The sequence below is a fragment of the Mycobacterium paraterrae genome (assembly GCF_022430545.2).
In the GTDB taxonomy this organism is placed as follows: Bacteria; Actinomycetota; Actinomycetes; order Mycobacteriales; family Mycobacteriaceae; genus Mycobacterium; species Mycobacterium paraterrae.
Window position 1 is genome coordinate 1,625,465 of the sequence record NZ_CP092488.2, and the last position, 12,867, is coordinate 1,638,331.

At 67.0% G+C, this 12,867-nt stretch carries 6 protein-coding genes; all 6 read right to left on the reverse strand.

Annotated features, from left to right (window positions below; all coding sequences use genetic code 11):
• Positions 1 to 96 precede the first annotated feature (96 nt).
• Entirely contained in the window at positions 97 to 1,650 is a 1,554-nt protein-coding gene (locus MKK62_RS07795; protein WP_240261615.1) for an acyl-CoA carboxylase subunit beta, read from the reverse strand.
• Complete coding sequence (gene pks13 / locus MKK62_RS07800) at positions 1,651 to 6,894, reverse strand: polyketide synthase Pks13 (RefSeq protein ID WP_434085078.1); 5,244 nt, start codon at positions 6,892 to 6,894, stop codon at positions 1,651 to 1,653.
• A gap of 91 nt (positions 6,895 to 6,985) precedes the next feature.
• Positions 6,986 to 8,890, reverse strand: a complete 1,905-nt coding sequence (fadD32, locus tag MKK62_RS07805; RefSeq protein ID WP_240261613.1) for a long-chain-fatty-acid--AMP ligase FadD32 — start codon at positions 8,888 to 8,890, stop codon at positions 6,986 to 6,988.
• Positions 8,891 to 9,197: 307 nt separating this feature from the next.
• On the reverse strand, positions 9,198 to 10,217 hold the full coding sequence (gene culp6, locus MKK62_RS07810; RefSeq protein ID WP_240261612.1) for a carboxylesterase Culp6: 1,020 nt from the start codon (positions 10,215 to 10,217) through the stop codon (positions 9,198 to 9,200).
• Positions 10,218 to 10,400: 183 nt separating this feature from the next.
• Positions 10,401 to 11,639 (reverse strand): GNAT family N-acetyltransferase, encoded by a 1,239-nt coding sequence (locus tag MKK62_RS07815; RefSeq protein ID WP_240261611.1) that lies wholly within the window; start codon positions 11,637 to 11,639, stop codon positions 10,401 to 10,403.
• Between the two features lie 59 nt (positions 11,640 to 11,698).
• Positions 11,699 to 12,628 carry a DMT family transporter gene (locus MKK62_RS07820; RefSeq protein ID WP_240261610.1) on the reverse strand — a complete coding sequence of 310 codons (930 nt, stop codon included), beginning with the start codon at positions 12,626 to 12,628 and terminating at the stop codon, positions 11,699 to 11,701.
• Positions 12,629 to 12,867 lie beyond the last annotated feature (239 nt).

Sequence of the window (12,867 nt, forward strand, 5' to 3'; positions counted from 1 at the left end):
ACCGACTGTGCAGGTTATAGCCGTGATTTCGCGATTTCGACCCTTACTAGCTACACAGTCAGCGCCGGCGAGATCCGGGGGTCTGACGGCGAGCGTCTAAATCGGCGTCAGGCCGTGCTTGCGCTGGGTACGCCAGTGAATCTGCTTCTCCCGCAACAGATGTAGCGACTTGCGCAGCAGCAGCCGAGTTTCGTGCGGCTCGATGACGCCGTCGATGTAGCCACGTTCAGCCGCGATCCACGGGATCGCCATATTGAGGTTGTAGCCCTCGATGAAGTCCTTCTTGATCTGTTGCACCTCAGGGGCGTTGGGGTCCGGGAACCGCTTCACCAAAAGCTGCGCGGCACCATCAGCCCCGATCACCGCGATCCGCGCGGTGGGCCAGGCGAAGTTCAAATCGGCGGACAGCTGCTTGGAACCCATCACCGCGTACCCACCGCCGTACGCCTTGCGGACGACGATCGTCACCTTCGGCACGTCGGCTTCCACGACCGCGTTGAAGAACCGGCCGCCGCGCTTGATGATCCCGTTCTTCTCCTCCGCGACACCGGGCATCGCGCCCGGGGTGTCCACCACGAAAACCAGCGGCAGGTTGTAGGAGTCGCAGAACCGGATGAAGCTGGATGCCTTGTCCGATGCCTCGCTGTCGACCGCCCCGGACATCACCATCGGCTGGTTGGCGATCACGCCGACCGATCGCCCGTCGACGCGGGCGAACGCGGTGATGATGGCCGGGCCGCGCTGGTCGGCGATCTCGAAGACGTCGCCGTCGTCGAAGATCCGCAGCAGGATCTCGTGCATGTCGTACGCCGTGTTGTCGGCGTCGGGCACGATCGTGTCGAGCTCGAGGTCGGTCGGTGTGATCTCCGGCTCGAGGCCCGGGTTGACGATCGGCCCGTCGCCAAACGTGTTGTCCGGCAGGAACGACAGGTAATCCCGCACGTACTGGAAAGCCGCGGCCTCGTCCTCGACCACCTTGTGGATGTTGCCGCGCTGGGCCTGCACGTCGGCGCCGCCCAACTCGTCGAAGGTCACGTCCTCGCCGGTGACGTCCTTGATGACATCCGGGCCGGTGATGAACATGTAGCCCTGGTCGCGGACCGCCACCAGCAGGTCGGTCTGGATCGGCGAATAGACCGCTCCCCCAGCACATTTGCCGAGGATGATGGAGATCTCCGGGACCAGGCCGCGCAGCATCTCGTGGCGGCGGCCCAGCTCGGCGTACCAGGCTAGCGAGGTCACCGCGTCCTGGATCCGCGCGCCGGCCGAGTCGTTGATGCCGATGATCGGGCAGCCGACCATGGCCACCCAATCCATCAGCTTGGCCACCTTGCGGCCGAACATCTCACCGACCGAGCCCTGGAACACGGTCTGGTCGTGGCTGAACACCGCGACCGGCCGGCCGTTGATCCGGCCGTGGCCGGTAACGACGCCGTCGCCGTAAAGCGCGTTCGGGTCGCCCGGCGTGCGAGCCAGCGCGCCGATCTCCAGGAAGCTGCCCGGGTCGAGCAAGGCATGGATTCGGGCGCGGGCGCTCGGAATGCCCTTCTTGTCGCGCCGCGCTATGGCTTTCGGATCACCAGGCTCCTTCGCCAGCTCCAGCTTCTCGCGTAGTTCGGTCAGCAGCTCGGCGGTGGTCTTGGTGGTCACTTAGCCCTCTTTCTGCTCGGCGTGAAGCTTGTTGAGCGCCTGGGTCATATGCGCACCGACCTTGGCGATGATCGGCTCGTCGATGGCTTGGATGTGCTCGCCACCAATGTGCACGATCTCCAAGTCGGAGACATACTCGCCCCACCCACCGTCCGGCTTGCGGGTGGCGTAGGCGGGCTCGAACACGATGGCGTCGTCGTGGTAGCGGTCGGCCATGTACAACACGACATGGCCGTCGTAGGGCTGGATCTCGATAGTGTCCAGGGCCCGATTGTCCAGGTACGACGTGCGCTGGTGTTCGATGATGCCGCCCGGGATCTGCACGCCGCTCTGCGCGACGACGTCCAGCACGAACTTCACCTGGCCCTCGTCGTCGAGCTTTTCCAGCTCCTCGTAGGGGATCTCCGGAATCTCGACGTTGAACGTGCGTTCGGCGAAGCGGGCGTAGCGGTCCCACCGCGCGCGCATGCCGGCTTGACTCTGGTCGATCGGCTCGCCGGGCAGGACCAAGTCGATCAGGCCGACAAAACGGACGTCCGCGCCAGCTCGTTTGAGTCCGATCGCGCAGGCGTAGGCCAGCGCGCCGCCCAGCGACCAGCCGGCCAGCTGGAACGGGCCGTCGTGCATTTCCAACAGCTTCGGCACGTACTCGGCGGCGCGCTCCTCGATGGAGCCCTCCACCCGCTCGAAGCCGTACACCGGGACGTCGGCCGGCAGTCGCTTCATCAGCGGCTCGTACACGACGGTGGACCCGCCGGCCGGATGGAACACGAACAGCGGATCCTTCGTGCTGCCGTCCTGCGGCGCCCGCAGGGTGCGGACGAAACCGTCGACCACGCCTTCCTCGAGCTGGTCGCGCACGATGCTCGCGAGGCCTTCGATGGTCGTTGCCGACTTCACGTCGTCGACGGTGATGGTGCCTTCGGCGCGCTCAGAGAGCCGCTCGGCCAGCTTGGTAGCGGCCGAATCGTCGAGCTTGGGCAACGGATTGAAGATGCCGCCCGGCGATTTGCCGGTGACAATCGCCCACGTCGCGAACGTGACCCGCTCAGCGGCGTCTCGCGGTGGGACGTCGGCGCCAAGCGCCTCGGTCACCGCTTCGGAGGTCAGAACCTTGGCGGCGGCCGCGGCGGCAGTCGCCTTGCTCACGCCGTTACCGGCCGCACCCGGGCCCGAGGGGTCAGTCGGAGGAGGCGGAATCGGCGCGGCCGCCTCGGGTTGCGGCTCGGGCTGGGCTTGCGTCTCCGGCTCGGCTTGCGGGTCCGCCGCCGGCGCGGCCACCGACGACACCGTCGCACCCGACAGCAGAGCGGCCTGCTCCGCGGCGATCTCCTCGGGAGTCTGGGTCTTCTGGTGCTCGTGCAACTCCTGCACTTCGTCGCGGTGGTCGACCGCGTACTGAATCAGCTGCTCGATGTTGTACAGGTTGGCGTCGCGGACGGCCTGCAGCTGGATCGGCGGCAGGTCGAAGTCGTATTCGACGCGGTTCTTGATCCGGACGGCCATCATCGAGTCCAGCCCCAGCTCGACCAGCGGCACCTCCCAGGGGAGGTCCTCGGGCTCGTACCCCATCGCCATCGACACGATCGCGGCGAGCCGATCGCGTACGGACTCACCGGAATCCGGCGACCAGCGCGCCAACGCACCCACCTGACGGGCGGTCAGGCTGTCGGTCACGATCTCGGCTTCGGGCTCGTCGGCGACCGGTTCCGGCGCCGCAGTGACCGCCCCCGCGATCGCTGATCCCGCACCAACGGCCGTCGGCAAGACCGAGGACTGCCCGGCCCGCGACACCAAGGCGTCGTAGACCAGCGTGAAAGACTCGTCGATGCGGGCGTGGACCTGTACCGACGCGCCACCGGGGTGGCGGGTCAGCGTGGTCACCAGCCGGGCGTTCTCGGCAGCCACCGCGCGTTGCTCGGATGCGGTCAACACCGCGTCGGGAAGCACTTGTGTGGCAGCGGCTTTCACCAGCGCGGCCAGGTCGATCTCACCGCGTGGCGCGTACTCCCACACATGCCGGCCGTCCGGCAGCGCGACGTGCGTGCCCGGCATCAGCACCGAGCCGTCACCGGAGAAGTGCGCGTTGAGCCAGTGCTCCTTGCGCTTGAACCGTGTCGGCGGGATGTTCGCGTAGTCACCCGGGCCAGAGGCGCGACTGAACAGCGTGCGGATGTCGAGATCGTGGCCGTGAACGAACAGCTGCGCCATCGCCGAGATCATCGACTCGACGTCGTCCTGCTTGCGCGCCAACGTCGGAATCAACTGCGCATCAGGCAATCCCGCGGCCGCGGTGGTCAGGCCGATCTGCATCAACGCAACCGGGTTAGGTGCGAGCTCCAGGAAGGTGGTGTACCCGTTGTCGACGGCATTGCGGACGCCGTGGGTGAAGTACACCGAGTGCCGCATGCCCTTGAGCCAGTAGGCCACGTCGTGGATCGGCTCGCCGCCAGGCCGGATGAAGGTGCCCTCGTGCACCGTCGAGAAGATCCCGACCTGCGGGGTGTGCGGCGAAATACCTTGCAGCTCAGCGGAGAACTCGCCGAGCAGCGGGTCCATCTGCGAGGTGTGGCCGGCGCCCTTGGTCTGGAGTTTGCGCGCGAAGCGGCCTTCCGCCTCGGCGCGGGCGACGATCGCGTCGATCTGGTCCGGCGGGCCACCGATCACGGTCTGGCTGGGCGCGGCGTAGACGCACACCTCCAGGCCGGGGAAGTCACCGAACACCGTCTTGAGTTCGTCGGCGGAGTACTCGACCAGCGCCATGAACCGGATGTACTCACCGAAGAGCATCGCCTCGCCCTCACCCATCAGGTGCGAGCGCGAGCAGATCACCCGGGTAGCGTCGGCCAGCGACAGGCCACCGGCGAAGTACGCCGACGCCGGCTCGCCCAGCGATTGGCCAATCACCGCAGCGGGTTTCGCGCCGTGATGTTTGAGCAGCTCGCCCAGCCCGATCTGGATGGCGAAAATGACGACGTTACTGGTCTCGATGCCGTAGTCGACCGAGTCGTCGAGGATCAACTCGAGAATCGAGTAGCCGCGCTCGTCCTGGATCAGCGAGTCGACCTTATCGATCCACTCGGCAAAGATCTCGTTGCGCAGGTAAAGATTCTTGCCCATCTTGCGGTGCTGCGCACCGAAGCCCGCCATCGCCCACACCGGGCCGTTGGTGGCCGGGCCGTCCGTGCTGAACACGTAGGGCTTCTGCTTGCCTTCGGCCAGGGCCCGCAGACCCTTGATCGCTTCCTCGTGATCGTGCGCCAACACCACCGCACGGGAGCGGCCATGGTTGCGGCGCGACAGCGCGCGGCCGATCGATTCCAGCGAAGACGCTTGCCCCTCCGGCGATTCCATCCAATCGGCCAGTTCGGCCGCGGCGGCCCGCTTGCGTGACGTCAGGAAGGCCGACACTGCCAGGGGCACCACCGGCAACGGCGTCTCCTCGGCAGCCAACTCTTCGAGCGCGATTGCTTTGAGGCGCCGCGCTTCGTCCGTGATGCCGGGCAGTTCGTACTCGTCGTCGGCCGCCTTCGGGCTGTCCTCGATGAACTCGCCGTACTCGTCGAACCGCATGCCTCCGACGAGTTCGACGTGCTCGTCGGATGCCGCTGCGTCCGTCTGCTTTTCGGGTTCCGCCTCGGATTCCCGCTCGACCACATCACGCGGCAGCACCTCCCGGAGCACCACGTGCGCGTTGGCGCCACCGAAGCCGAAGCTGGACACACCGGCGACGGCGTAACCGCCGTAGCGGGGCCAGTCACTCACCGTGTCAAGCACTTTCAGGCGCGACGCCTCGAAGTCGATGTACGGATTGGGCCCGGCGTAGTTGATCGACGGCGGCAGCTTGTCATGCTGCAAGGCCAGCACCATCTTGGACAGGCTCGCCGCACCGGCGGCCGATTCCATGTGTCCGACATTGGTTTTGATCGCGCCGAGCAGCAACGGCTTGTCAGCGGGCCGGCCACGGCCGACCACCCGGCCCAGTGCCTGGGCTTCGATCGGGTCACCCAGCACGGTGCCGGTGCCGTGCGCCTCGACGTAGTCGATCGTGCGCGGGTTGATGCCGGCGTCCTTGTAGGCCCGGCGCAGCACGTCGGCCTGGGCGTCGGGATTGGGCGCGATGAGGCCGTTGGACCGGCCGTCATGGTTGACCGCGCTGCCCGCGATCACCGCGAGGATCTGATCACCGTCGCGGCGGGCGTCGTCGACGCGCTTGAGCACCAACATCGCCCCGCCCTCGGAGCGGGTGTAACCGTCGGCGTCGGCCGAGAACGACTTGATCCGGCCGTCCGGCGAAAGCACCTGACCAATCTCGTCGAAACCGAGCGTGACCGCGGGGGTGATCAGCGCGTTGACACCGCCGGCCATCGCCACGTCGCACTCGCCGCTGCGCAGCGCCTGCACGGCCTGGTGAGTGGCGACCAGCGAGCTCGAACACGCGGTGTCCACCGCGACCGACGGGCCGTGGAAATCGAAGAAGTACGAAACCCGGTTTGCCACAATCGAGCTCGCCGTACCGGTGATCGCGTAGGGGTGGGCGACGGTCGGGTCCGACATCGCCAGGTAGCTGTAGTCCATCACCGAGGTGCCGACGAAAACGCCGACGGACTCGCCGCGCAGGCTGGATGCCGGGATGCGGGCGTGCTCCAGAGCTTCCCAGGTGAGCTCGAGCGTCATCCGCTGCTGCGGGTCGATGTTGTCGGCCTCGGTCTTGGACAGCGCGAAGAACTCCGAGTCGAAACCCTTGATGTCGGAGACGTATCCACCGCGGGTGCGGGCCTTCGCGATCATCTCGGCCAGCCGCGGCTCTTCCTTGAACTCCGACCAGCGGTCCTCGGGCAGGTCGGTGATCGCGTCGCGTCCCTCCAACAGCGCGGCCCACGTCTCGTCGGGTGAGTTCATGTCGCCGGGCAGGCGGGTCGCCAAGCCCACGACGGCGATATCGACCCGGTCGACCGGACCGGTGCGGGTCCAATCGGCCTCGTCGGTGTCGTCGGTGTCGAGCGCGGGGTCGCCCTCGACGATCCAGGTGGCCAGCGACTCGATTGTCGGGTGCTCGAAGGCGGCCGCGATCGAGACGGTGACGCCGGTGGCGTCCTCGATGTCGGCGGCCATCGCCACCGCGTCACGCGAGGACAGGCCCAGCTCCACCATGGGGGTGGCCTCGTCCACCGCGTCGGGTGATTGGCCGGTGGCCTTGGCAACCCAGTTGCGCAGCCACTGCCGGACCTCGGCGATGGACATGTCGGTGCGGGCCGGCTTCGCGGCCTCGGTTGCAGGTACCGGTTCGAGGTCTAGGTCAGTCATGTTCGCACTCAGTTAGTTGTGGTCTGGGTTAGTTTTGGTCTGGGTCGGTTTGGTCGGGATAGGCGTTCGGTCCGGTGGTGCCGCCACGCAGGCTGCCGTCGATGTAGGCGGCCCGGCACGCGCGGCGGCCGATCTTGCCGCTGGAAGTCCTTGGCACCGAACCGGATTGGACCAGCAGCAGGTCTCGCACGGTCACCCCGTGCCGGACAGCGATGGCCGCCCGGATGTCGTCGGCGATGGGCTGATAGTCCAGCTTGTGCGCGCCCGGGGCACGCTCGGCGACGATCACCAGTTGCTCGGAGGTGTCGTCCTTGTCGTATTTGAGACCGGCGTGCGGGTTGTCGAACACGCTGGCCGGCAGCTGATTGGCCGGCACCGAGAAGGCGGCCACGAACCCGGTTCGCAGCGCGCGGCTGGCCTCTTGCGCGGAGTACTCCAGGTCCTGCGGGTAGTGGTTGCGCCCGTCGATGATCACCAGGTCCTTGACGCGTCCGGTGATGTACAGATTGCCCTTGTAATACGTTCCGTAGTCACCGGTTTGGACCCAGGTGCCGTCGTCGGCGGCGCCCTCGGCGTGCGACTCAGGAATGCGCGACTTGAGGATGTTGCGGAACACCTCGGTCGACTCGGCCTCGCGGCGCCAGTAGCCCTGGCCCATGTTCGGGCCGTGCAACCAGATCTCGCCGATCTGACCGTCCGGCAGTTCGGTGGCCGTCTCGGCGTCCACAATCACCGCCCACTCGTCGACACCGACCTTGCCGGCCGACACCTGGGTAACCGCGCTCGGCGCGTCGGGCTCGACCTCGACGAAGCGATGGTTGTTCAGCGCGTCCCGGTCGACGTAGGTGACGGTCGGGCCCTCCTCCATCGGGGTGATCGAGACGAACAACGTCGCCTCGGCCAAGCCGTAGCAGGGCTTGATGACGTTCCGGTCCATCCCGTAGGGCGCGAACGCGTCGGTGAACTTACGCATCGACGCGACCGAGATCGGCTCGCTCCCGTTCAGCAGGGCCTTGACGTTCGACAGGTCCAGGGGCGGCTCGTCGTCGCGAGGCATGCCGCGCAGCGCGGCATGCTCGAACGCGAAGTTCGGCGCCAGGGAATAGGTGGGGCCGTCGTCGCCGGCGACCCCTGCCAGCGCGCGCAGCCAGCGGCTGGGGCGCCGCACGAACGCGGCCGGCGTCATGAAGGTGTTGTGCTGGCCGAGCATCGGGCCGAGCATGATCGTGATCAGGCCCATGTCGTGAAAGAACGGCAGCCAGGTGACACCGCGGTCGCCTTCGTTACCTTGCAGCGCCTCGAGCACCTGGACGCAGTTGGTGGCCAGGTTGGCTTGGGTGACCTCGACCCCGGTCGGGGTGCGCGTCGAACCCGAGGTGTATTGCAGGTACGCGATCGCATTGGCGTCGACCTGGTCGACGTCCCAGGTGGATTCGACCTCCTTGGGCACCGCGTCGACGGCGATCACACGCGGCCGCTCCTTGGCCGGACGACTGCGGAAGAACTTGCGGACGCCCTCGGCGGAGTCGCTGGTGGTCAGGATCGCGGTCGGCTCGCAGTCGTCGAGCACGGCGTGCAGGCGGCCGACGTGACCGGGCTCCGACGGGTCGAACAGCGGGACGCCGATCCGGCCGGCGTAGAGGATGCCGAAGAAGCCCACCACGTAGTCGAGGTTTTGCGGGCACAGGATGGCAACCCGATCACCCGGCTTGGTGACCTGCTGAAGCCGGGCGGCGACGGCCCGGTTGCGGGCGGCGAAATCCGACCAGCCGATGTCGCGGGTGACGCCGTCGCGCTCGGTCGAGTAGTCGAGGAAGCGGTAGGCCAACTTGTCGCCGCGAACCTTCGCCCATTTCTCGACGTGACGAACCAGGTTGGTGTTGTCGGGGAACGTGATCCTGCCGTTCACCACGAACGGATTGTGGTACGCCATGCCGCTTTCTCTCCTTCACCACGCTGCTCGGGCTAAGTCTGGGTAAGCCTCGTCAACAGTCTCTTCGCAATCGCTCCGGCCTGCGGGAACACCGCGCTCTCGCCCTCACCGGGCCGTCGCGGGCGGCAAGCCTCCCAGAGGCTACCGAAGTACGCTGAGCGTTCCCCAAGGCACTGAACGCGCGCCTGGTTGACCATTGCTGCTCTTAAATTTCTCTTAATGTTAGTGGGCGGTCCGCCGCCGACCAAATCTGACGGTACCGCTTAGCAGAACTGTGACCTGTGACGCCGGGCCGAACGATGCGCGGCTAGCTGTGTTTCGGATGGGGGGCGTTCTCGATGGTGGTGTGCGCCCAATTCAGCGTCCACTCGGTCGAGGGCTGGCCGTCCAAGCTCCAGAACTGAGTGGTGGCGTACAGCGCGTGCACCGGCGCACCGGCCCCGCCGGCGAGGATGTCCAGCGTCCGCGGCAGATTCGCCAGGCTGAACGCTTCGGGTGGGGCGGCGCAGATGAGGTCCCCGGGTCCGCAGATTTCGTTGGTTCTGTTGTTGAGTGCGCCGAAGCCGCCTGGTCGCGCGCCGGTCATCGTCAGACCGAGAGTGGAAAGCACCGGCACCTCGTGCAGGATGATCTCGGCACCCTCACCCGGCGGATTGGGGCCGATCATCTGCCCGACCCCTTGTTGGCGACGGCCGTCGGCGATCAAGGTCACGCCGAGCACCAGGTCGTCGTCGACAGGACCGCGGCCGTTCCCGACGTCGCTGGCAATATCTCCGGCGATCACCGCGCCCTGCGAGAAGCCCACCAGCACGTAGCTGGTCAGCGGACATTTGGCGTTCATGTCAGACATCGCCTTGACCGCCGCGCGGGTGCCCTCGGCCCGGCTGTCGTTGTAGGAGATCTGCGGGTCGCCGCTCAGCGGGTTATGGAACTGCGCGGTGTAGGGAACGGTGTAGGTCTCCACCCGGCTCGTGTTGAACTGTTCGCGGATGGGCCGAGTGACGTTGAGCAACAACGCCTTCGGGAACTGGACCGGGTTCAGCGGGTCGTCCTGCAGCGACGACTCCCAGGTGCCGGGGATCGAGAGGAGCTGCACGTCGGGGCAGCTGGAGTCCTGTGAGGCTGGCCGCGGTTTGTGTGGGCGCGATGGGACACCGCTGCTGGTGGGCGGCACGATGCTGGGCGGCACCGCGCTCGGCACGCCCTCGCGCTGACGCAGCACGCCGACCACGGCCAGGATGACCAGTCCCACCACCAACGCCACAGCGGCGGCGGCGGTCAACGCCAGAATTCGACGACGGCGTTTCCGCCGTGAGTTCACAGCCATGGTCTCCCGCTTGAAGAGTCGATCGAAGGCGCAGCCGGCTTGCGGTGGCGCTGCGGCTTGGCTGCTGGCCACATATCGCGGCACCACCTGTCCATGTGCCCACGACAGCCTACCGTCCGGCGCGTTTGCCGCGTCGGTGCTCGCGCCGACGGTTGCGCGACCGTGACCGGGAGTGCGTCCGCGTCAGTACAGCGTGCCGGAAAACGGCGCCCTCGTCGTGGTGAAGGCGGCGTCCAGCCTCTTCAGCGCGCCGCTTTCCAGTTCGGTGATCCGGTTCGCGCTGTGCAGTTCCCATGCCCGATGGGCACCCATGAACAGCGTTCCGAGATCGCCCAGGGCCATTGTCACGTCCGCGGGCCCCTCATGGGGTGTGCACGTAGCGGTGCCGTTGCGGATCTGCAGCCGGAATCGCCCCGCGGCGACGGTCAGCGGATCGGTGATGTCGAGCACCAGGTCGGCGTCGGCCGAATACTGCCGCGCGGACAGCACTGTCGGCACGTCCATGATCCGCAGCCACAAGAAATCGCAGCCACCGGTCTGCCGGGCGGCGAGCGGATCTTTGAGCTTGAGCGGGAGCGGATCGTCAACCGCGACATCGATGACGATGTTGTCGAACATATTCATGCTCACCAGCGCGCCCAGCAGATCGGTGTGCGCTTCCGGCGTGATCGGGCAGAAGTCCTGGACGCGCAGGTTTCCGAACGGGCGTCGAAAAGCGTGCGGGTTGGCGCCCACCGTGCGGTAGCTGAGGAACCCGTCCGGATGGACGATGAAGTTCAGCGCCGACCCGTCCTCGCGCTGGGTGACGCGGTCCTCGAGGTAGTCGGCCCACCAGCCGTCGGTACGGCTGAGCGCTCCCGGTGTGGCGGCGCGCCAGCGGTCGTACAGCTCCGGCACGTCGACTTGCGCCTCGGACGCGTCGACCTTGCGTGCCCGGTTGCGGCTCGGCTTGTCCCGCAGCGCGGTGAACCGCGGCTCAATGGTGAACGTGCGGGAATAGCTGGCGACCCCTGCCCCGAGAATCTCGTAGACGGTGGGTTGGGTCGGGACACCGCACAGGATGGGACACCGGCGTTCCATCAGGATTTCGAATCCACGGGCGCTGAGCTGTTGCCAGATCCGCTGTCCCTGATGGGTGGGTGCCACAGCGATCATCGCCAGCCATGCCGCGTCCAGCGTGGCGCCGCCCGGGACGGTGAGCTGCTGTTTGTAGTAGAGGGAGGTGCCGACCACGAACGGATGCCGCGGGTCCGAGACATCCTCGGCAACCAGGATGTCGTCTAACTCCACGCGCTGTTTCCATGCTTCGACGTCCGATTGGTCGGCTGTGATCCCGTAGACGTCGGCCTGATTTTCGTAGACGGCTTGCAGGTCGTCCTCGGTGGCGAACCGAATGTTGACGTCGTCGTTCGGAAAGGTCATCGGTTATCCAACTCCTGTGAGACAGCCGAACCGGCGCGATGGCGCCGATCGGCCGACGATCATTCGACAGTGACTAAGCCGGCTTCGGTGATCATGTTCGGGATCCCGGCGGCCGCAACGCTTTCTGGGCGGCTGTCGTTTCCGGCGTCCTCGGCGCGCGCCAGCTGCCAGATGGCTACGGGGACCACCGCCGCTGCGACGACGAGGGCGGTTGTCCCCAGCGGACTCGCGCTCAGGGTTTCACCGAGGACGGTTACCCCCAGCCCGGCGGCGACAACCGGCTGCGTCACCTCCAAAGTCGGCATGGACGCCGTCAGCGGGCCGGCCCGAAAAGCCGCTTGGCCGACCACGATTGCCGCTATCGCCAGCAGTGCAGCGGCGCAGAGTTCCGGCGCTGCGGCTATCGCCCATCCGGCTGACGTCAGGCGACGGACGACCTGCTCGGTGAGAGCAGCGAAAACACCCCACAGCGAGCCGGACACAAAGGCCAGTAGCACCGCGGCGGTCGCGCCACCCCAAACCTCGGCAGCGACGACGCAACCCAACAGCACCGGGCCCATGACGGCGCCGACCGCGAACCACGTCTCCAGCGATGCGGTGGAATGACCGGGCTGCGGGTTGCCTATCGTGACGATCGCGATCACCGCGACGGTCAGCAGCCCGGCCCAGGTCCACTCTCGGGCGGTGACGGCGCGCTGCGACATTCTCGCGCTGATCGGCATCGCGAACAGCAGCGAGAGCATCAGCAGCGGCTGGACCAGAAGTACCGAGGCGAGATCAAGCGCCGCCACTTGCAACGCGATGCTCGCCACCAGGACCACCGCTCCCCGGCGCCAGGCGGTATCACGCAGCAACCTGGCGAGCAAGCCGACGTGATCGACTGACGGGTCGGTGATGGCGCGCGCGGCGCGCTGTTGAAGGACGTCGCCGACTGCCACGCACAGCGCGGAACTCAAGGCGAGCAGGGCGGCAAAATCCACCTTGGACATAGCGGTTTCTCCGTCGATAGCAGATGTGGGACTAGCGACGCGATCCGGTGCCGCGCTCGCGGCAGTGCTGACCGAGACAACGGGGCGAGGCGGATCGCGTGCGCGAAATGTGGGCAGCGGGCGTCGGCAGAGTGGACAGTGGCGACGCCTGGTGTGCCTAGGGTGAGGCGCTTACCCGTGGCGCAGTCGCCGGGGGCTTCGCCGGGCAAGTGCAGTGGTTGACGTGTCTCATGACCGGA